This window comes from Bacillus sp. V5-8f, assembly GCF_002863565.1.
Taxonomy (GTDB): domain Bacteria; phylum Bacillota; class Bacilli; order Bacillales; family DSM-1321; genus Peribacillus.
This window is the reverse complement of record NZ_PGUW01000024.1, coordinates 164449-186671: the sequence shown is the minus strand read 5'-3', so window position 1 is coordinate 186671 and position 22223 is coordinate 164449. Positions and strand designations below refer to the sequence as shown.

The following is a 22223-nucleotide window of genomic DNA, read 5'->3' as shown; positions in this document are numbered from 1 at the left end:
ATCCTATGCTTTTACCGCGCTTCTTTCGTCGAGCTTAAATGCAACATGAAGTGATTCTACTGCTCCCACCATACGCTTTGCATCGATTACTGTTGAAACCTTGATTTCAGAAGTGCTTACCATTTTAATTTGCACTTCGTTATCTGCTAGCACTTCAAACATTTCCGCTGCCACGCCTGGGTTGGAAACCATACCTGATCCAACGATTGACACCTTTGCCAGATTGCTTTCCGTTTCCACCCGGTCAAAAGCAGCTATTCCCTTGCTATTTTCAAGAACGTTAAGAGTTTCTTCAACCGCCTCGGTTTTGATGGAAAACGAAAGATTTGTCGTGTTTTCATCCGTAATGCTTTGAATGATGATGTCCACGTTAATATGATGTTTAGCCAATTCGGTGAAAATGCTTGATAATGTACCTCGTGTGCCTGGCAGACCGAATACCGTGACCCTTGTAATCCCGTCTTCGAATGCGATTCCTCTAACAATTAAGTTTTGTTCCATTGTTGCTTCCTCCTCTATTAGCGTTCCTGGTTCTTTTTCAAGGCTTGAACGGACCTCAAGCGGAATTTGATAATTTTTTGCAAACTCCACCGCGCGTGGATGAAGGACACCTGCCCCTAAATTAGCCAATTCTAGCATTTCATCATAGGATACGGACTGAAGCTTCCTAGCCCCTTTTATGTATCGGGGATCAGTAGTGAAAACTCCTGTCACATCTGTATATATGTCACAACGGTCTGCCTTAAGAGCAGCAGCAAGAGCAACCGCAGTCGTGTCCGATCCTCCCCTGCCCAGTGTTGTAATTTCCTTTTCTTCTGTCATTCCTTGAAAACCGGCTACCACGACGATTTTACCGTTTTTCAGCTGTTGTTGAATTCTTGAAGTCTCGATATCCATAATTCTTGCATTGCCATGGACCGCCTCTGTTTGGATGCCGGCCTGCCAGCCTGTATAAGATACGGCTTCATGCCCTTTTTGCTGCAACGCTATTGTTAAAAGCCCGATTGTTACCTGTTCACCAGTAGTCAGCAGCATATCCATTTCCCTCTTGCTCGGGTTAGGGGAAATTTCTTTAGCCATCTCCACCAACTTGTCAGTTGTTTTCCCCATTGCCGACACAACTACAACCACTTGATTTCCATTTTCAACTTCCTCTATCACCCTGCCGGCAACATTATTAATTCTCTGAATGTCACCTACGGATGTTCCGCCAAACTTTTGAACAATCAAACTCACATTGATGCACCTCTTTAGTTTCAATTTTGGACAATAAAAAAAGCAATGAGAAATATCTCATTGCTGTGATAAACGTAAAGAAAATCATTACGCCTGAACACAGTGAGATAGCTCTCCAAGAATACCATCTTGACAATCGGCCATTTATTCAATGGCAGACCAGCCCAAAAACAGGATATGAGCCCTGTTTGGCTTCGGCGATTTCCCCTTTCAGGACTTTTCATGGAAGCTCATACTTCTCCAAGCCCTTACTGATGAATCTCGCACCTCTATCAGCACTTTTAAAACGTTACCGTTTCAAGCCTATAAAATTAATTTTGATTATAGCACACACACATAAACACAGCAATACTATTCTTGTAATTTTCTCACGATTTCTTCAGCGACGCCTTTAGGCATTCCCGCGGCGATTACCTCTTCGACGCTCGCCTCTTTCATTTTTTTGACAGACCCAAAATACTTCAATAATTGCTTCCTGCGCTTTTCCCCTATACCAGGAATATCATCCAGAAGCGATTGGAAGGCTGTTTTTCCTCGGACCTGGCGGTGAAAGGTAATCGCAAACCGGTGGACTTCATCTTGAATTCTTTGGAGAAGATAAAATTCCTGGCTTGTTCTATCCAGCGGCACGATTTCAAGTGGGTTGCCAATCATTAACTGCGAGGTACGGTGCTTTTCATCCTTGACTAGCCCTGAAAGTGGAATATCAAGGCCAAGCTCATTTTCAAGTATATCCCTGACTCCCTCCACATGGCCTTTGCCGCCATCAATGATAATCAGATCCGGCAACGGCAGCCCTTCTTTTAATGCACGGGAGTACCTTCTTCTGACAACTTCGCGCATGGACTCATAATCATCAGGACCCTCTACCGACTTTATTTTATACTTCCGGTATTCTTTCTTTTCCGGCTTACCATCAATAAAAACGACCATCGCCGACACCGGATCCGTGCCCTGTATATTGGAATTATCAAATGCTTCAATTCGGTGTGGCGTATAAATGCCTAATTTGTCACCGAGATTTTCCACAGCTTTGATGGTTCTTTCTTCATCACGGTCTATAAGTGCAAACTTTTCTTTGAGGGCAATTTTTGCATTTTTATTTGCAAGCTTTAAAAGATCCTTTTTTTGCCCACGTTTTGGCTGCTGTATTTTTACATCAAGCAAGCCTTCCGCAAGCCCTGCGTCGATAGATTCCGGCAGGAGGATTTCCTTCGGCTTGAAATGGCTAGGCATTAAGTAAAATTGCCCAAGATAGGTTAGGAACTCATCTTCCGGCTCACCGTAAATCGGAAACATCGACACATCACGTTCGATTAGCTTCCCCTGCCTGATAAAAAACACCTGTACGCACATCCAGCCTTTATCGAATGCATAACCGAACACATCCCGGTCAGTAAAATCGGTCGTCGACATTTTTTGTTTTTCCATCGTAGCTTCTATATGGGCAATTTTATCCCTATATTCCTTGGCCCTTTCAAAATCAAGCTCTTCGGCTGCAGCCTGCATCTTTTCCGTTAGTTCTTTCTTTACATCCTTATAGCCGCCATTCAGAAAGCGGGTAATATCATCTGTTATTTTCTTGTATTCTTGTTCATCTACTTCATAGACACAGGGAGCAAGACATTGGCCTAAGTGATAATAAAGACAAACCCTGTCGGGAAGTGTATTGCATTTTCTTAGCGGGTAAATGCGGTCGAGAAGTTTTTTGGTTTCATTAGCAGCCATGACATTCGGATATGGTCCGAAATACTTTCCACGGTCTTTCTTTACTTTTCTTGTTGTGATCAGGCGAGGATGGCGCTCGGCGGTTAATTTTATGAATGGATATGTTTTATCGTCCTTCAGCATGACGTTATATTTTGGGTCATGCTTCTTGATCAGGTTAAGCTCCAGGATCAAGGCCTCCATGTCCGAAGAAGTAACGATATATTCAAAATCCTCAATTTCATTTACAAGCCGAAGCGTCTTACCGTCATGCGAACCAGTAAAATAAGACCTTACCCGGTTTTTTAAAATCTTTGCTTTTCCAACATAAATAATCGTACCCTGGCGGTCTTTCATTAGATAGCAGCCGGGCTGGTCCGGCAGCAATGCCAGTTTATCTTTGATGTGCTGGTTCATGTAATCTCCCCCCCATCGCTATTCACATAAATAATCTATTATAAAGGAGTATCTTTATTATTCGCAGATGCAAACCGCTCTTATAAATATACTATAAAAAACGTACAAATGTACGTATTTCACTTTCATTTTTACTGTTTCACTATAAAATAAAAAAACTCCAAGCCTGAGGCTTGGAGTTTTTTGGGATTAAGAGTGTCTTGATACTAATTCAGCAAGAGCTTCTTTAGGCTGGAATCCAACCACTTTATCGACTACTTCGCCATTTTTGAAAAGCAGAAGTGTTGGAATGCTCATGACACCAAATTTTCCAGCTGTTTCTTGGTTTTCATCAACATCGATTTTTACAATCTTTAATTTATCGCTCATTTCTGAATCAAGTTCTTCAAGAACAGGAGCAATCATCTTACAAGGTCCGCACCACGGAGCCCAGAAATCTGCAAGAACAAGGCCCTCTCCTGTTTCATTATTGAAGCTTTGATCAGTTGCATGTACAATAGCCATAATATTTAGCCTCCTAAAAAGTACTATAGTGAAACTATCCAAAGTATATCATTGAAATTTCAAATGATGCCATTATTTTGCCTGCAATTCCTAACATACCCTTGGCAGAAACAAAATATTCGTCTAGTGACGTACCGGAGCACTCCAGTTAAAACGCAAGGCATTTGCTTAAAAAGCAAATGCCTTCGTAACAATAATCTTATGCGTTCACCTTTAATTTTTTGAATTCTTCCGTAAGCATTGGTACTACTTCAAACAGGTCGCCTACGATTCCGTAGTCAGCCACTTTGAAAATATTTGCTTCGGGATCTTTATTGATGGCAACGATAACTTTTGAGTTTGACATTCCGGCTAAGTGCTGGATTGCTCCCGAGATACCGCAAGCAATGTATAGGTCTGGAGTGACGACCTTACCTGTCTGGCCGATTTGCAAAGAATAGTCACAGTAATCAGCATCACATGCACCACGGGAAGCGCCGACCGCTCCGCCAAGTACTTTTGCAAGTTCTTGAAGAGGTTCAAAGCCTTCAGCGCTCTTCACTCCACGACCGCCTGCAATGATAACTTTAGCTTCTGAAAGGTCTACCCCTTCACTGGCTTTACGTACCACGTCTTTAATGATTGCTCTTAGGTCCTTGATCTCCACTGATACAGAGGAAACATCACCAGAACGTGATTCATCTTTTGCTAGCGGCTCAATGTTGTTCGGCCGGATTGTTGCAAAAACAAGGCCATCTGTCACGATTTTCTTTTCAAATGCTTTTCCGGAATAGATCGGGCGGGTAAATACAAGATTCCCACCAGCTTCTTCAATTGAAGTAACATCAGATACAAGTCCAGAGTTCAACTTGCTTGCAATTCTTGGAGCAAGGTCTTTTCCAAGTGCAGTGTGTCCCAGGAAGATACCTTCCGGATTTTCTGATTCCACTACAGCAAGCAAAGCTTGAGAAAATCCATCAGATGTGTATTGCTTTAATTTTTCATCTTCCACTGTAACTACACGGTCGGCACCGTACTGAATTAATTCTGTCCCTAAAGCATTGACGTTCTCTCCGATTAAGACACCAACTACTTCCCCGCCTTCTGCGGCAAGCTTTGCTGCACCTATCGCTTCAAATGAAACATTTCTTAAAGATCCGTCGCGTACCTCTCCTAATACGAGAACTTTTCTAGCCATGATAAAACCTCCTGCGCTTTATTTTGTTATCGTTTTATAATGAATGGCGCTCCTTTACCAAGCGCCTTTGCTTTCCCTACAGGTTAAATGACTTTGGCTTCCGAGCGAAGCAACTGCACCAACTCGGATACTTGAGCAGGAATTTCTCCGCTAAGTACCTTCCCTGCTTCTTTCTTAGGAGGAAGGAAGATTTCAACTGTTTTTGTTTTCGCTTCCACATCATCTTCTTCAAGATCCAAATCATCAAGCTCTAATTCTTCAAGAGGCTTCTTCTTTGCCTTCATGATTCCTGGTAAAGACGGATAGCGCGGCTCATTTAAACCTTGCTGTGCAGTCACCAGCAATGGAAGGGAAGTCTCAATCACTTCAGAGTCCCCTTCAACGTCGCGTGTAACGCTTACATTTTGGCCATTGATTTCAAGCTTTGTAATCGTAGTGATATAGGGGATTCCCAAAATTTCAGCAACACGAGGGCCAACTTGTCCGGAACCACCATCAATTGCAACATTACCCGCCAAAATTAAGTCTGCATCTTTATCTTTCAGATACTCAGCAACTATTTTGGAAGTAGTATACTGGTCGCCATTTTCAATATCATCTTCGGTATTAATTAAAACCGCTTTGTCCGCTCCCATTGCTAGAGCTGTGCGCAGCTGCTTTTCTGTTTCTTCATTTCCGACAGAAACAACCGTTACCTCTCCGCCATGTGCGTCGCGCACTTGAATTGCTTCTTCCACCGCGTACTCATCATACGGATTGATGATGAATTCTGCTCCCTCTTCATTGATCTGGCCGCCAGCAAGCGTAATTTTTTCTTCTGTATCAAAGGTTCTTTTCAGCAATACATAAATATTCACGATAATCCCTCCTGAAATTAGTAGGTTCTAAAAATTGTGATTTTTATCAATAAAAGAATGCGTTTAGCAATTCCGAAAATTCAGCCAAAAAGCAATCTATTTATACATATCCTGGCAGGTAATTATTTTCCCTTAAAAACCGGTTCCCTTTTTTCGATGAAAGCGCTGATGCCTTCTTTCGCATCTTCGGATACAAAGACTTTCCCAAAGGATTCGGCTTCCTTTTGTACACCTTTATAATAATTCTCATGCTTTGAATAGTTTAATAGCTCAATAGCCGCCTTTAGGGCAATCGGGCTTTTCTTCGCAATTTTGAATGCAAGCTCCTTAGCCTTTTGCAGTAACTCCTCTTCAGCATACGCATGGTTGGCCAAGCCATATGCTGCAGCCTGATTTCCAGTGATCGGTTCACTCGTGAACATCATCTCTGCAGCTTTTGCTGTACCTACATAACGAGGCAGCCTTTGCGTTCCTGCAAAGCCTGGTACAAGTCCCAGCTGCAATTCCGGAAGGCCCAGCTTGGCTGTTTCTGTAACAAGACGGATATGGCAAGACATTGCAAGTTCCAGCCCGCCGCCTAAAGCAGCACCATGGATTGCCGCAATTACCGGTTTTGGATATGTCTCGATTCTCTCGAAAATCTCCTGCCCATTCACTGCGAGATTTGAAAATCCTTCACCACTCTTCACAGTGGTAAATTCCTTTATGTCCGCTCCCGCCGAAAAAAACTTTCCTTCACCGTGCAGCAAAACCGCTCTGATTTCTCCGTTCGTTTCCATTTCATCAAACAGGGATGAAAGCTCTTCCAAAATTGTCGAAGATAAAGCATTGGCAGGCGGCCTGTTCATCGCTACTACCGCAACCCCATTCTCGATCGAATAGCTTAAGTATTCCATTTGTCACCCTCCTTTTGAGATGCTGATAAAAAGTTACTTATATGTAGACAAATATTTATTTGGAGGGGTGCCCGCTTTGGGCATCCCTGACCAACGTTACAATTTGCGGCCGCGTCCGCAGCCTCCAATCAGCAAACCATGTACTTCCTCAGCCAGACTCGTCAATGAATACTTTTGGTCATTCATTACCCATGTTGTAGCAGTCTCGTCGATTGTACCAAAAATCATTTGCCGGGCTAGCCTGTTGTTGAGTTCAGGATTAAACTCACCGCTCGCCTTACCCTCGTCAATGATCTGATCAACCAACTGTAAATATCCACGCAATACCTCGTTAATACGAAGACGGAGCTCTTTATTGGACTGCCGCAGTTCAAGCTGGGTTACAATTGCGAGGTGCCGGTCTTCCGAAAGTATCTGAAAATGTTTTTTGATCAATACTAATAATTTCTCCGCAGCATTCGGTTTTCCTTTAATTTCTTCCTCAATTTGTTCCACAAGAGAACCCATTTTCTCGTGAAACAAAGATATAAGAATATCTTCTTTGTTTTTAAAATAAAGGTAAATCGTCCCGTCTGCCACACCGGCTTGCTTGGCAATTTTGGAAACCTGGGCTTGGTGGTACCCATTTTCAGCGATGGCGATGACCGCTGCATCAATGATTTGCTTATATTTAGGTCTGTTTCTTTTCACCGGACTTCCCCTTTCAGAGAAAATGAATGAACCATCATTCATATCCTCATCATAGATTGCCGTTCCTGTACTGTCAAGAAAAAACTGTGCATATCCGGTGAATATTTTGTCTCTCATTGTTATTGTATTTTCTTCCTATGCAGGTTGTCCAGTTTCTGCTGAAAAAAATATGCATTATTTATAAAAGCCAGGCTATGCTTCCTTAATATCATCTGATAATTTTTTCGCTTCCTCTTCAACAAGCACCCTTCTTAGGATCTTTCCTACTGTTGTTTTCGGCAGTTCATTCCTGAATTCATATAATCTTGGTACTTTGTAGGAAGCCAGATGTTTTCTTGAAAATTTATCCAGATCTTCATCAGTTACCTTCGCTCCTTCTTTTAGAACGATGTATGCTTTTACAGTCTCTCCCCGGTATGGATCGGGCACACCCGCAACGACCACTTCCTGTATTGCTTCATGTTCATAAAGCACTTCTTCCACTTCCCTAGGGTAAATATTGAACCCACCTGCGATAATGGTATCTTTCTTGCGGTCTACTACATAGAAGAAGCCTTTTTCATCCATATACCCGAGATCACCAGTCAGAAGCCAGCCATTTTTCAACGTTTGCTCCGTTTCACCCGGACGGTTCCAATAACCTTTCATGACTTGAGGGCCTTTGATCGCAATTTCCCCAATTTCGCCCGGAGAAATCGGTTCGCCAGTCTCAAGGGATAATATCACCGCATCTGTATCTGGCCACGGAACACCAATGCTTCCCTTCATTCGCGGGTGGTCCCAGACAAAATTTGAATGTGTGACAGGAGATGTTTCCGAAAGTCCATAACCTTCAACTAATTTCCCTCCCGTAACCTGCTCAAATCTTTCCTGTATTTCTACCGGCAATGGAGCAGAGCCACTAACACAAGCTTCAATCGAAGATAAATCATATTTTGCGAGGTCCGGATGGTTCAATAAGCCGATATAAATAGTCGGCGCACCCGGGAACATCGTCGGACGCATTTTTTGAATCGTTTTCAAGGTGGTAGCCGGGTCGAATTTTGGCAATAAAATCATTTTATGCCCCTGCAATATGGAAGAGATCATAACCGTTGTCATACCATATACATGAAAAAAAGGAAGGATACCAAGGACACTTTCTTGCCCTCTTTTGCTCTTGTATAACCACGCCTCACTCATTTTCGCATTGGCCAATAAATTCCTGTGGGTTAGCATAACACCCTTCGGAAATCCAGTGGTTCCCCCAGTGTACTGAAGAAGAGCAAGGTCATTTTCAAAATCCATAGGGATGTTCAGTTCTTCTGGAACGCTGCGTTTTAATATCTCTTTCAATAGATGATGGTTACCGGAGTGCTCAACGTTTACGACGAGACCATACTCCTTTTTCTGGATGAACGGATAGATGAGGTTTTTTGGAAATGGAAGATAGTCTTTGATAGCGGTTACAATAATATGTTCAATTTCTGTAGCCGGCGCAACATTAGATACCCTAGGAAATAATAAATCCATCGTTAAAATTGCTCTTGCGCCAGAATCCTTTAATTGGTATTCGAGCTCGCGTTCCGTGTATGTCGGATTCGTTTGGACTACGGTACCGCCAGCCATTAAAATTCCAAAATAACCGATGACTGCAGGAGGTATATTCGGAAGCATGATTGCAACCCGATCGCCTTTTTGTATACCCAAATTTTTTAAATAGACTGCCAGCTTAAGTGAAGATTCGTATACTTCCTTAAATGTCACGTCCTTACCCATAAAATGAATGGACACATTGTTGGGAAACTCACGGGCCGATTCCTTTAAATAGGAATGCAACGGTTTTTCTTCGTAAGATAACGAAGCTGGAATTTGGGGCGGATACAGGTCCAGCCATGGTCTATTGCTCATCTTGACCCTCCTTAGTAAATTAATTAATAATTCAAACTTCTTTATTATTATATTATATCGGGCTGTATGTGACAAAATGTCCTAAAAGACCCACAGCTTGGCAGCGTGACATCGCACGAAACAAAGTGACAGTTTTGTAAGGATGCGGGTAACGCAAGCGTTGCATTACGTGGAGAAATGTTCTGCTCTAAAAAAAACAGCCGGCAAATAAACCGGCTGTAAAAAGATCTATTGAAAAAACAAATAAATTAATCCGACAAGCATAAAAACGCCGCACAATACCAGTAAGACCTTTGCGAGTTTCTCCAAAAAAGTTCTCCCCTTTATTAACAGGCTTACTTAAATTCCACAACCGTTACACCTGTTCCACCTTCGCTTGCTTCCCCGAACCTTATGCGTTTGACAGATCGATGGTTTTTTAAATATTCTTGAACCCCCTGTCTAAGGGCGCCGGTTCCTTTACCATGTATGATCGAAACGCGAGGATAAGCAGCAAGCAATGCATCATCTATATATTTTTCTACGCGTGATAGGGCATTTTCATAGCGCTCCCCGCGGAGGTCGAGTTCTAAGCTTACATGGTAATCCTTACCCCTGACAGTTGCAAGGTGTTTCACTTCTTTTTGCTTTGGAGCAGCGACAAATTCTAAATCGGATTCCTTCACTTTCATCTTCATGATTCCGATTTGAACCTGCCATTCTTTATCTGATACTTTCGCAATAAGGTGTCCCTTTTGGTTAAAGGATACAACCTTAACCTCATCACCAGGCTTTAATATGTGGTCGTTACTCGCTGCATTTGGCTTCTTTGTTTTTCTCTGGGCAGGAGCTGCTTCTTCCAAGCGTTTTCTTGCCTCAATTAATTCATGTTCTTTTACTTCGGCACTCTTCTCTATGCGCATTTTTCTCAACTCAGAGATGACCGTTTCCGCTTGTTCTTTCGCTTTCTCTACTATTTCAGCGGCTTTGCCTTCAGCCTTCTCGATCATAGCATCTTTCTCTTCGTAATATTCCATGACCTGCTTTTGAAGATCCTTATGCAGCTTTTCGGCTTGTTTCAAGTAATCGGCTGCCTCCAGCCTGTCCTTTTCTGCCTGTCGCCTGCTTTCTTCCAGTGAGGCAATCATTTTTTCCACTTGATTCGTATCAGCTCCAACATGGCTCCGTGCGCGTTCGATAACTGTTTCCCTTAGCCCTAAGCGTTTCGATATTTCAAACGCGTTGCTGCGGCCCGGAACGCCGATCAATAGCTTGTAAGTTGGTCTAAGTGATTCAACATCAAATTCGACACTAGCGTTAATGACTCCGCTTCGGTCATAGCCGTAAGCCTTCAGTTCCGGGTAATGAGTAGTGGCAATAACCCTTGCTCCTCTGCCGTAAACTTCATCGAGAATGGAAATGGCAAGTGCCGCTCCTTCCTGGGGATCCGTTCCGGCACCTAGCTCGTCAAACAGCACCAGACTGCCGCCGTCAACATGTTTCAGTATATCCACAATGTTTACCATATGAGATGAAAACGTACTTAAGCTTTGCTCAATTGACTGCTCATCGCCGATATCTGCAAATATGGATTTGAAGACAGCTGTTTCTGAACCATCCAATGCCGGAATTTGTAAACCGGATTGAGCCATCAAGGTACATAGCCCGATCGTTTTTAACGTAACCGTTTTACCGCCTGTGTTAGGTCCCGTGATGACTATAGTTGTGAATTCCTCCCCAAGATAGATATCGTTAGGCACAACTTTATCCTGGGGAATCAAAGGATGTTTTGCTTTAAACAGCTTCACCCTTCCCTCGTTGTTTAGTTGGGGTTTGGACGCCTTAATCTCTTTCGCATATACAGCCTTTGCAAAAATGAAATCAAGCTGGGCAAGTATTTTTACATTTTCAAGAAGCTCATGGGTATGTTCGCCGACTGCCCCAGACAATTCAATTAAAATTCTTTCAATTTCTTGCTGTTCTTTCACTCTTGTTTCCTGCAAAACATTATTTAACTGGACAACTGCCTGTGGTTCTATGAACAACGTTTGTCCAGAAGATGATTGGTCGTGTATAATTCCGCCGTACACACTTCGATACTCCTGTTTTACAGGAATAACAAATCGGTCATTACGAATGGTTATGATGGCATCAGACAGCATTTTTTGGGCATTGGAAGAGCGGATCATGGTTTCCAATTTCTCGCGAACCCTGCTTTCATTTGTCCTCAACTGGTTTCTGAGAGCCCTCAGCTTCTCGCTTGCCGAATCAAGTACTTCCCCATGATCCCCAACCGCAAAGGTAATGGTTTGCTGCAATTCCTTAAGCGGTACAAGCCCATTAATATATTCATTGAGCATATCCAGCTTATGCCATTCTTCATTCAGTTCATCAAAAAAGCGGGTTAAAATCCGCCCCGCGCGAATCGTGCTTGCAATCTCCATCAATTCCTGCGGGCTTAGCATTCCACCGATTTGTGCCCTCTTCGCATGCGGGCGAATGTCAAAAATGCCGCCTAGGGGCACATTTCCTTTCAACCGGATGACTTTTGCAGCTTCATCCGTTTCCTCCTGCCATCGCACTACTTCTTCAAAATTTGGGGAAGGGAGTAATTGGGAAGCTTTCTCCTTCCCAATTGCCGATGATGCAAAAAATTGAAGTTTTTCTTTTATTTTGTCAAACTCTAAAGTTCGTAACACTTTATCATTCATGGAGTGTTTTTATCCTCCTTACTTAGCTTTTGTCTTTTGTTGTCATTCATTTCTTTTTAGGTAGCTTAGCAGGCCTTTCGTATCCCTAGCGTTCAGCACGGAGTCTTGCCTGATCCAGCCTTTTTTTGCTGCAGATACACCAATTGGCATATCATCTAGCATGTCTATGCTATGGGCATCTGTATTGATAACAATTTTCACGCCTGCTTCCTGTGCCTGTCGCAAGTAAGGGGCGGCTAGGTCCAAGCGGTTTGGATTGGCATTAAGCTCAAGCGCCGTATCCGTTTCTCTGGCGAGTTTAATCAAATCATCCATATCCACCTGATATCCAGGGCGCCTTCCTATTACTCTTCCCGTAGGATGGGCAATAATGTCGACATTCGGATTTTCCAGGGCGTTCTTAAGGCGTTCCATTATAGTTTCTTTGGGCTGTGAAAAGCTAGAATGGATCGATGCAATTACAATGTCTAATTCTGCAAGAAGTTCATCATCAAAATCAAGGGAGCCGTCTGGCAGGATATCCATCTCAATTCCCGATAGAATCGTAATGTCATCATACCTTTCATTTAACCTATGAATGATTTCTTTTTGTTCGCGCAATCTCTCAGCAGTAAGCCCATTTGCCACTTTCAAATACTGGGAATGGTCCGTAATTGCCATGTATTTATACCCTTTTGCTCTGCACGCGTCAATCATTTCTTCAATTGTATGGGCACCGTCACTCCAGGTTGTATGCATATGCAAATCACCATGAATCCTGGTTAAAGAAATCAGTTCCTCGGGCTGCTTAAAATCATCCACCTCTGTTCCATCCTCGCGCACCTCAGGAGGTATGAACGGTAGCCCGAAATGGGCAAAAAAGGCTTCCTCACTGTCAAAGTTGAGAATTTCGCCTGATTCGATAACCTCGACCCCATATTCACTGATTTTTTCCCCTTTATCCTTGGCAAGCTGCCGCATCCTTACATTATGGTCCTTAGAGCCCGTAAAATGATGCAAAGTCGTAATGAATTCTTTGTCCTGGACAATACGGAAGTCCACGGATACATCATAGTCATAACCAAGTGTGACAGAAACTTTTGTATCCCCAGCCGCAATTACCTGCCTAATTCCCGGCAATGAAAGCAACTGATCCTTTACTAATTCCGGGTTGCTTGCAGAAATGATGAAGTCCAGGTCTTTAATGGTTTCTTTCATACGGCGAATGCTTCCTGCACGTGAATAACGGATAATATGCTCCATATTTCCAAGCCGGGCCTCTATATCGTCCGCAATCGGCAGCATGAATGCAAGCGGAAGCCTGTCCGGCCTCGAACCAGCTTCTTTAATCGCAGCGAGAATTTTTTCTTCGGTTTTTTTCCCAAAGCCTGCAAGATCCCTCACTCTTCCATCTTCACATGCTAGCTTTAAATCATTTATATCATTTATATGAAGTTCTTTATGAAGCTTCGCAATCTTTTTCCCACCCAAACCTTGAAGCTGCAGCAGCGGGATTAAGCCTTTTGGCACCTCATCCTGCAATTCCTCCAGGACAGTTGATTTTCCTTCATGAATGTACTCCACAATCACCGCAGCGGTTCCTTTGCCGATTCCATTTAAAGCTGTAAAGTCATCAATTTCGGCCAAACTTCTGTCATCTGTCTCCAGCGCAGCAGCAGCCTTCCGAAACGCGGAAACCTTAAACGGATTTTCCCCTTTCAATTCCATATATATTGCAATAAGTTCGAGCAGCTTGATTATATCTTTCTTATTAACAGCCATTTTCGTTCACCTGCCAATTATTATCGTTTTGTATATGAGACTTCAATTATGAGTATTCCACTGTGTTTAGAGCCCAAAAACCCATTGGGGTTTTCAGTTATCGTGCATTAAAACAGGGCCGCTCCCCGATCCTGGAACGGCACTTGAGCTTTGTCAATGTGCGAAATCCTTGGATAAAGAGAGAGACCCTGTTTCCCAAACTCAAGAAGCTGTATATTGGAACCACAGTTCTTTTACCTTCCCCGATAAAAACGGTGTATTTTTCACCATACCTTCTGCTAGAAATGAATCATTCATCGGCCCTTGAACCGATTCAACTGGCAGGAGGGCTGCAATGTATAATACAATAAAGATGATTAGATAGACTTCCAGGAAACCCAGTATGCCACCGCCCCATCGATTCAAGCTTTTAAGGATCGGCAGATGGGCAATGAAGTCAAGCATTGATCCAATCATTTGCCAGATTATTTTTGCAGAAAAGAATATGATTGCGAAAGCAATGGCATTGTAATAAGCCATATCCAATCCGGTTCCATCGAAAAATGATTTGAAGGCTCCCGCCTCTCCAAGCGATGGGAAAGGAATCCATAGCTTAAGCTTCGGGGCTAGATCATCATAATATAGATAAGCAGCAATGAAAGCTACGACGAAGCCGGTAATGTGTATGACCTGAAGAATGAAGCCCCGCCTTAATCCGACCAGGAAACCGATTAAAAGGATGGCTAGAATTGCCAGATCAAGCATGCACTCAGTCCTTTACATTCTTTAATTCAAGTTGAAGCTGATCCATTTCGTCTTTTAGTTTCAGATAATCATGGACAGCATTTACAGCTGTAAGAACAGCCAGTTTGCTGGTATCCAACTGCGGATTCTTGGAGCTTATCTCTCTCATTTTATCGTCGACCATGGATGCGACCAGGCGAATATGGCTGGAGCTTTCAGCACCCATGATGGTATATTGTTGTCCATATATATCTACGGTAATTTTCGTTTTGTTCTCGCCTGACAAGATGATATGCCCCCAATCTAAAGAATCCTAATCTATATCATATCACGAACTTTTTCAGCATGAAAGCCAGAGGATCCGTTTCAATCGGCATAAATCCACTTTTTTGTAATTTTTAACCAACCTTAAAAGGGAAATAAGGAGTTTTTGTATGTCCAATGTAGTTCTCATTCTTAGCCCAGAAAAAATAGAATCGATGAAAATTCATTATTCCGCCCATTTGGCGGAAAAAACCCCACCCGGAGGAATCTTTGCCGCAAAGCCTGCAAATTGCACAATTACTGCCTATAAATCCGGAAAAGTATTGTTTCAGGGAGCTGCATCGCAAAAAGAGGCTGCAAAGTGGTCTAGTGAGGCAGAGGGACCTAAGGCCTCCCCCAAGAAACAAGCCAACAAACCATCTTTGAAAACACACAGCTATGCACCGCCTGAAAATATCGGCTCTCTGTCCATAGTAGGATCTGATGAGGTAGGTACCGGCGATTATTTTGGGCCGATAACAGTTGTCGCAGTTTATGCAAAAAAGGAACATATCCCACTATTAAAGGAGCTGGGCGTCAAGGACTCAAAAAACCTGACTGACACTCAAATCACACAAATTGCAAGCCAAATAAAACATATTGTGCCCTTTAGCCTGCTTACTTGTGATAACCCTAAATACAATAGCATGCAAGCTAAAGGGATGTCCCAGGGCAAAATGAAGGCATTGCTCCATAATCAGGCGATAAAGCATGTGCTCGCGAAAATTCTGCCTGAGACCCCTGAGGGTGTGCTGATTGACCAATTTGCCCAGCCTGCAGTTTTCTTCAACTACTTAAAGGGCCAGGAGCTGTTTCAAGCAAAGCCTATATATTTAAGCACTAAAGCTGAGGGAATACATGTTGCGGTGGCAGCAGCATCCATATTAGCACGATATGCATTTGTAAAGCATTTTGAAAAATTAAGTGAAAACGCAGGTTTTACGATTCCTAAGGGAGCAGGCCCTGCGGTTGACCAAGCAGCAGCACGTTTGATCCAAGAACAAGGAATGTCAGCATTACAGCAATATACGAAGCTGCACTTTGCCAATACGGAAAAGGCAAAAGCCATTTTTGGGAAAAAGTATAAAAGGCTTTAAACGCCAAATGCCCGGATGCTATGAACATCCGGGCATTTGTGCATTGTATTGATTTTATCCGCGCAATTGGGCTCCCGTTTTTTCCTCCACGGCCGCCAAAACTTTATTATGTGCTTTTGTTACTTCTTCGTCAGTGAGTGTCCGTTCCGGATCAAAGTATTTTAATGAAAAGGCAATTGATTTTTTGCCAGGTTCCATCCGTTCACCTTCATATAGGTCAAAGACCCCCACTTCTTTCAGCAGTTTGCCTCCAGCCTCAGTGATTACTTTCTGAATATCACCGGCAACAGTCTCCTTGTCTACTACCAGCGCGATGTCTCGCGTGATAGATGGGAAACGAGGAATTGGTTCGTAATGAATAGGTTCTGGTTCTACGCCGGCCAGCGCTTTAAATGACAGCTCGAAAACATAGGTTTCTTTCAGGTCCAGAGCCTTTTGCATCGTTGGATGGACCTGGCCGATAAACCCAATCATTTCTCCGTTCAACAGAATTTCGGCAGTACGTCCAGGGTGCATATCCGAAATTTGTGCTCGGCGGTATTCAATATTGTCCCTGAAGCCCAATGTATCAAAAACAGACTCAAGTACCCCTTTTGCCACGAAAAAGTCAACCGGCTTTTTCTCTCCCTGCCATGGGTGTGCCTCCCATAATCCTGTGATTGCTCCTGCTAAATGCTCCTTTTCATCCGGAAGATCGGCTGCATCGTTCTTTAAGAAAACTGAACCGATTTCATAAAGAGCAATGGAGTCATTTTGGCGGGCCGTATTATATTTAAGCACTTCCAAAAGCTGCGGCACAATGCTTAAACGAAGCTGGCTGCGCTCTTCGCTCATTGGCATCGCAAGCCGGATGGCATCTCGCTTTTCTAGCGAAAACTGTGCAGCTTTCTCTTCACTTGTCAATGAGTACGTAACAGCCTGATATAGGCCTGCTCCTTCAAGAACTCTGCGAACCTGGCGGCGTTTCTGCTGGTAAGCGGTTAGCTGGCCTGGAATGGAAGCTCCGACTGGTAATGTTGTTGGTAAGTAATCATAGCCGTATAGGCGTGCTACTTCCTCAACAAGGTCGGCTTCGATGGTAATATCGCCCCGGCGTGTTGGAACAGTAACAGTAAACTCTCCATTGTTTGTAGAAACCTCGAATTGCAGTCTTTTAAAGATGTCCTCAACATCTGAAACGGTTAAATTTGTACCAAGAAGCACATTGATTTTATCCAGTGTAATGGATATAACCGCAGGTTCAATAGTTAAGGTATCTACTTCAACAGAACCAGCTAAAACGGTTCCGCCCGCATACTCTGCCATTAAATCGGCAGCCCGCTCAGCTGCTTTTCTCACGCGATTTGGATCAATTCCTTTTTCATAACGTGCACTAGCCTCACTGCGAAGGCCATGGTCTTTGGAAGCCTTTCTGACAACCGCTCCTGCAAAATAAGCGGATTCAAGCACAACGGTAGTTGTGTCGTTTCCAACCTCAGAATTTGCCCCTCCCATAACACCGGCAAGCGCAATTGGCTCTTTGCCGTTTGTTATGACCAAATGGTCGATTGATAATGTCCTTTCCGCGTCATCCAAGGTGGTAATTGTTTCACCATCATTTGCCTTCCGGACCAGAATCTCCTTCGTACCGATACGCTCGTAGTCAAACGCATGTAACGGCTGCCCATATTCAAGCATGATGTAGTTGGTGATATCAACAATGTTATTGTGCGGACGAACTCCACTAGCCATAAGCCGTGCCTGCATCCATAACGGAGACGGCCCGATCTTAACGTCTTTGATAACTTTGGCTACATAAAGCGGGTTGTCTTCCTTTGCCTCTACTTTTACAGAGATGTAGGTAGAGGCTTTTTCGTCAGAATTCCCCGAATCAGCTTTAGGCCATTTGACATCCCGGCCGAGGATGGCAGCCACTTCATAGGATACACCAAGCATACTTAGGCAGTCGGCTCTGTTCGGAGTAAGGCCTAGTTCTAACACCTCATCGTTCAGGCCTAGATATTCAAGTGCATCTTCTCCAACATTTGCTTCATCAGGGAAGACATAAATACCTGTCGAAAATTCCTTCGCAACAAGCTTTGCTTCTATACCAAGCTCTTGAAGCGAACAAATCATCCCATTTGATTCTTCGCCGCGTAGCTTCGCCTTTTTGATCTTGAAATTTCCTGGCAGCACGGCTCCAACAGTCGCAACCGCAACCTTCTGGCCTTTATCTACATTTCGTGCGCCACAAATGATTTGGACGGGATTTTCCTGTCCTATATCGACCAGGCACTTATTTAGTTTATCAGCATTTGGATGTTGTTCACGTTCTAATACATGGCCGATAACAACACCTTTAATGCCCTCGCTTTTCTTTTGTACCCCTTCAACCTCAATGCCGCTTTTTGTGATTTTTTCTGCAAGTTCATCAGCGGTCACGCCTGACAGGTTCACATAATCCTGTAGCCATTTATAGGAAACAAACATGTTTGGTCCTCCTTAAAATTACTTATTATTCATGTCGGTGAAATTGTGTTAGGAAACGAATGTCATTTGTATAAAAATGCCGTATGTCATCTATACCATACTTCAGCATGGCAATTCGCTCTGGCCCCATTCCGAAAGCAAATCCAGAATATTTCTTAGAATCATAACCGGCCATCTCCAACACGTTCGGATGAACCATCCCCGCACCCAAAATTTCAATCCAGCCGGTGCCTTTACAAACGCTGCACCCAGCCCCTCCACAAATTTTACAAGATATATCCATTTCTACAGAGGGTTCTGTAAACGGGAAGAAGCTTGGACGAAGCCGGATTTCCCTGTCAGTGCCAAACATTTTTTTTGCGAACACTTCAAGTGTTCCCTTGAGGTCACTCATACGAATGTTTTCGTCGACCACTAGTCCTTCTATTTGCATGAATTGATGGGAGTGTGTTGCATCATCATTATCACGACGGTATACTTTGCCCGGGCAAATGATCTTCACTGGCCCTTTTCCTCCATGCTTTTCCATTGTCCTGGCCTGTACGGGAGAAGTGTGAGTACGCATTAAAATCTCTTCCGTAATATAGAACGAATCCTGCATATCGCGTGCTGGATGGCCCTTAGGCAGATTCAATGCTTCAAAATTATAATAATCCGTTTCGACCTCTGGGCCTTCGGCGATGGAGTACCCCATTCCGATAAACAAGTCCTCGATCTCCTCAATGATTCTTGTCAATGGATGATGATTCCCTTTTTTCACCGGGCGGCCGGGTAAAGTAACGTCAATTGTTTCGGCCGCAAGCTTTTCATTCACTGCCGCTGCCTCCAATTTGTTTTGCTTTTCTTCGATGCCAGCAGCAATCGATTCGCGGATTTCGTTTGCCAAAGCCCCAATTTTAGGCCTTTCTTCAGCGGAAAGCTTACCCATTCCACGAAGTACCTCCGTGATAGGCCCCTTTTTTCCTAGATAAGCGACGCGAATATCATTCAGGGCTTTTAAATCAGAAGCTTCCGCAATTTTTTGCAGCGCTTCCTGCTGCAATTCTTGTAGACGTTCCTGCATGTTCTATTCCTCCTTGAAACAAATGAATTATAAACGCAAAAAAACCCCGATCCCAAAAAAGGGACGAGGTTTATGTATCGCGGTACCACCCTTATTGGCACATTATAAAAGCGGAAGCGCCTCGCTCAGCCCCGACAAGCATAAGGCACCCTCGTAGGAGGGCCTGCCCTCCGGAGAGGGGTGCCTTATGACCTCGAGGGGCTGGCGCTGCAGCTAGACAGCTTAAAAGTTAAAAAGCAATGCTTTTAAAAATTGTGCCCACTCAAACGGATAACGGTAGCGTATACCGATGCATCTTTCGATTTGCCAACAAATCTCCCGATGCCGACTCGAGAGGTGAATTCACTTATGGAGCGCCGTAAAAATGCTTTCAGTCTGGGGCATTTTTTCCCTGGTACGGAATACCTTAAGCTACTCTTCTCTGTCAAAGTCTTTTACTTATAAAATTTATGTTTAATTATAGTATACTTTTCAGCCATTTTCAAACTCATTTTCCTATTATACCAACCTGTATGCCAAATCGTTCCTATTTCCGCAAATGATACATCAAAATGCCGGCCGCAATCCCCACGTTTAATGATTCACTTTTACCGTAAATCGGGATATAAAGGTTTTTGGTCGCCTTAGAAAGAAGGTCTTTGCTGACACCTTGCCCTTCATTGCCAACTAGTAAAGCAAAGGCTTCTGATTTTTCGGTTTCTTCAAATGATACGCCACCATCCAGTGCAGTCCCATATACAGGAATATCCCTGGTAATTAACCAGTCAATTGTTTCAGCCAAATTCCTTTTCAATATAGGCAAGTGGAACACGCTCCCCTGGGTAGAACGAATAGTTTTAGGGTTATAAAGGTCTGCACAGCCTTCCCCTAATATCACAGCATCCATACCGGCCGCATCTGCTGTACGAATCATCGTTCCAATATTGCCTGGATCCTGGACAGCATCTATTAACAACAATCTGGCAGGATTGCTCTCATTAATATCCACCTGCTTTTGGCCACAGATTGCGACGATCCCTTGGGGTGTTTCTGTATCGCTAATCGCATTCAATACATCATTAGCTGCATGAATAACTTCAATACCATCAAGTTTGAACCGTAGGGGAACCTCTACTTCTTGGCTGAGGATAACCTGTTGGACAAGGTTTTTCTCTTTTAAGGCTTCTTCTACCAGATGAAACCCTTCTATAAGGAATTTGCCTGTCTTATCCCGCTCTTTTTTCGTCAACAGTTTCTTCCATTGTTTCACCTTGGGATTTTTCGCACTTTCAATATAATTCACTACCCGACTCTCCTTCATTCATTGCCTGATTTTCCTATTATAACGTAAATCCATTACATAATACACGACAGCAGGTGCAATATAATCATGTGAGCAATCTTGATTTTACGGGAGGAATGAAGAATGAATTTGAATCTTCGGCACGCGATCATGCAGAATATTTCTGGCAACACCCAGCAAGAACTAGAGGATACGATCGTGGACGCCATCCAAAGCGGTGAGGAAAAGATGCTGCCAGGCCTTGGCGTTTTGTTCGAAGTGATTTGGCAAAACTCGTCCGACCATGAAAAAAACGAGATGCTCCAATCTTTGGAAAATGGTGTAAAAAAGCAATAGCCATTATTGGCTATTGCTTTTTGAGAGTTACCTTTATAATTTGTCAGTGTCGATTCTGTTTTTTAATTGATCATCATGGACAAGTGGGTTTCCATCCTTATCCAGCTGAACTTCTTCTTTTCTGATGGTATCCTGAACTTTTTGAGTTTCCTGTACGGTTCTCTTGCCAATAACCACTTCATCGGTTACTACCGGTCTTTTCGTCACTTCTACTTGTTCTTCCACCACTGGGATACGGATCGTTTCCCCATCGGTGATAGGACCAGCATCTTTGGCATCCAATTCTCTATCCCTCACAGGACGGCGCTCTACATATACTTCTTCGTGTTCCACAGGTACATTTACCGTCCTCTGTTCTTCTTTTACTTCTTTATTGATAACAACCTCACCAGATTGGACTTCCTGTTTGTCGATCTCAAGCTGTTCTTCACGCAGGCGTAATGTTTTTTCTTCATCCGTTAACATTTCGTCCGCTGTTCCAGTTTCTAGAGTTGAATAGCGTTCATTATCCCGATCGGCATACGCTAGATCGTTATCCAATCTTCCGGTTGATAAGTGTCCTGCATTTGTACCGGATACTAGATCACCAGTTGTTTCCTGTACTCCTGCGGTACCGTCAGGAAAGATGTTTGGATCAGGATTATTTGTTACACCTGAGGTGCTAACTCCTGCAATACCTGAATTCAAGCCAGTGACATCCATTCTCTCCGTACGAAGCTGATCACGTTCAAGATCACCTTCAAACATTTGCTCACGGACATTTTCTTCTTTCTCCGAATCAAGCAATACTAAGATTTTGCCATTCTCTACATCATTTACATAACCAGCCGTCTCGGTGTCAGACAAGCCGGCAGCCGATAATCGGTCTTCTAGCCCGTAAGTCCCTTCATTCATAAAAAATCTCATAACCTTATCCATGAATGATTCGTCTTGTGGCGTATTGGCCACTGTATTTACATCTTTTGTATCCGTGTAATCCGCAAACTCAAGTTTTTCTTCTCTGTCTGCAATAACGGTAATGTCATTTCCCTCATATCCTTTTGCTTTTAGGGCATTGATCGCCTGGATAACCTCTGGGGTGGAATCGAATACTCCATATACTGTCTTTTCCATTTATAACTCCTC

18 protein-coding genes and 1 riboswitch are annotated in these 22223 nt (G+C 43.4%); of the genes, 2 read left to right on the top strand and 16 right to left on the bottom strand.

The window, feature by feature from the left end; all coding sequences use genetic code 11:
• Window positions 1–3: 3 nt before the first annotated feature.
• The 12 genes from CUU64_RS19765 to zapA form a co-directional block, all read right to left on the bottom strand.
• Window positions 4–1236: an aspartate kinase gene (locus CUU64_RS19765; RefSeq protein ID WP_101635381.1), complete on the bottom strand. Its 1233-nt coding sequence runs from the start codon at window positions 1234–1236 to the stop codon at window positions 4–6.
• Window positions 1237–1336: 100 nt separating this feature from the next.
• Window positions 1337–1516: riboswitch (Lysine riboswitch) on the bottom strand.
• Between the two features lie 71 nt (window positions 1517–1587).
• Window positions 1588–3360: an excinuclease ABC subunit UvrC gene (uvrC, locus tag CUU64_RS19755; protein ID WP_101635379.1), complete on the bottom strand. Its 1773-nt coding sequence runs from the start codon at window positions 3358–3360 to the stop codon at window positions 1588–1590.
• 189 nt (window positions 3361–3549) lie between these two features.
• Complete coding sequence (gene trxA / locus CUU64_RS19750; RefSeq protein ID WP_101635378.1) at window positions 3550–3864, bottom strand: thioredoxin; 315 nt, start codon at window positions 3862–3864, stop codon at window positions 3550–3552.
• 199 nt (window positions 3865–4063) lie between these two features.
• Complete coding sequence (locus CUU64_RS19745) at window positions 4064–5041, bottom strand: electron transfer flavoprotein subunit alpha/FixB family protein (RefSeq protein WP_101635377.1); 978 nt, start codon at window positions 5039–5041, stop codon at window positions 4064–4066.
• Window positions 5042–5124: 83 nt separating this feature from the next.
• The gene (locus CUU64_RS19740) at window positions 5125–5898 is read right to left on the bottom strand and encodes an electron transfer flavoprotein subunit beta/FixA family protein (protein ID WP_101635376.1); all 774 of its coding nucleotides are present in this window, start codon (window positions 5896–5898) and stop codon (window positions 5125–5127) included.
• 122 nt (window positions 5899–6020) lie between these two features.
• The gene (locus CUU64_RS19735) at window positions 6021–6794 is read right to left on the bottom strand and encodes an enoyl-CoA hydratase (protein ID WP_101635375.1); all 774 of its coding nucleotides are present in this window, start codon (window positions 6792–6794) and stop codon (window positions 6021–6023) included.
• A gap of 96 nt (window positions 6795–6890) precedes the next feature.
• Window positions 6891–7484 carry a fatty acid metabolism transcriptional regulator FadR gene (locus CUU64_RS19730; protein WP_101635469.1) on the bottom strand — a complete coding sequence of 198 codons (594 nt, stop codon included), beginning with the start codon at window positions 7482–7484 and terminating at the stop codon, window positions 6891–6893.
• A 192-nt stretch (window positions 7485–7676) separates the two neighbouring features.
• Complete coding sequence (locus tag CUU64_RS19725; protein ID WP_101635374.1) at window positions 7677–9374, bottom strand: AMP-binding protein; 1698 nt, start codon at window positions 9372–9374, stop codon at window positions 7677–7679.
• Between the two features lie 335 nt (window positions 9375–9709).
• A complete protein-coding gene (locus tag CUU64_RS19720; protein WP_101635373.1) occupies window positions 9710–12064 on the bottom strand; it encodes an endonuclease MutS2 in 2355 nt (784 codons plus the stop codon).
• Window positions 12065–12106: 42 nt separating this feature from the next.
• Window positions 12107–13825, bottom strand: a complete 1719-nt coding sequence (gene polX / locus CUU64_RS19715) for a DNA polymerase/3'-5' exonuclease PolX (RefSeq protein WP_101635372.1) — start codon at window positions 13823–13825, stop codon at window positions 12107–12109.
• A gap of 201 nt (window positions 13826–14026) precedes the next feature.
• The gene (locus CUU64_RS19710) at window positions 14027–14569 is read right to left on the bottom strand and encodes a CvpA family protein (RefSeq protein WP_101635371.1); all 543 of its coding nucleotides are present in this window, start codon (window positions 14567–14569) and stop codon (window positions 14027–14029) included.
• 4 nt (window positions 14570–14573) lie between these two features.
• Window positions 14574–14834: a cell division protein ZapA gene (gene zapA / locus CUU64_RS19705; protein ID WP_101635370.1), complete on the bottom strand. Its 261-nt coding sequence runs from the start codon at window positions 14832–14834 to the stop codon at window positions 14574–14576.
• 148 nt (window positions 14835–14982) lie between these two features.
• Here zapA and rnhC point away from each other — a divergent pair, with 148 nt between their 5' ends.
• The gene (gene rnhC, locus CUU64_RS19700; RefSeq protein ID WP_101635369.1) at window positions 14983–15948 is read left to right on the top strand and encodes a ribonuclease HIII; all 966 of its coding nucleotides are present in this window, start codon (window positions 14983–14985) and stop codon (window positions 15946–15948) included.
• A gap of 54 nt (window positions 15949–16002) precedes the next feature.
• Here rnhC and pheT read toward each other — a convergent pair whose 3' ends face one another.
• From pheT to CUU64_RS19685, 3 genes are all read right to left on the bottom strand, one after another.
• Window positions 16003–18417, bottom strand: coding sequence for a phenylalanine--tRNA ligase subunit beta (gene pheT / locus CUU64_RS19695; RefSeq protein ID WP_101635368.1), 2415 nt, complete (start codon window positions 18415–18417; stop codon window positions 16003–16005).
• A gap of 25 nt (window positions 18418–18442) precedes the next feature.
• On the bottom strand, window positions 18443–19480 hold the full coding sequence (gene pheS / locus CUU64_RS19690; RefSeq protein ID WP_101635367.1) for a phenylalanine--tRNA ligase subunit alpha: 1038 nt from the start codon (window positions 19478–19480) through the stop codon (window positions 18443–18445).
• A 526-nt stretch (window positions 19481–20006) separates the two neighbouring features.
• The gene (locus CUU64_RS19685; RefSeq protein ID WP_101635366.1) at window positions 20007–20762 is read right to left on the bottom strand and encodes a TrmH family RNA methyltransferase; all 756 of its coding nucleotides are present in this window, start codon (window positions 20760–20762) and stop codon (window positions 20007–20009) included.
• 123 nt (window positions 20763–20885) lie between these two features.
• Between CUU64_RS19685 and sspI the strand changes: the two genes are divergently transcribed.
• Window positions 20886–21098 carry a small acid-soluble spore protein SspI gene (gene sspI, locus CUU64_RS19680; RefSeq protein ID WP_101635365.1) on the top strand — a complete coding sequence of 71 codons (213 nt, stop codon included), beginning with the start codon at window positions 20886–20888 and terminating at the stop codon, window positions 21096–21098.
• Window positions 21099–21131: 33 nt separating this feature from the next.
• Here the strand turns inward: sspI and CUU64_RS19675 are convergent, their stop codons facing one another.
• A complete protein-coding gene (locus tag CUU64_RS19675) occupies window positions 21132–22211 on the bottom strand; it encodes a YsnF/AvaK domain-containing protein (protein WP_101635364.1) in 1080 nt (359 codons plus the stop codon).
• Window positions 22212–22223: the final 12 nt, after the last annotated feature.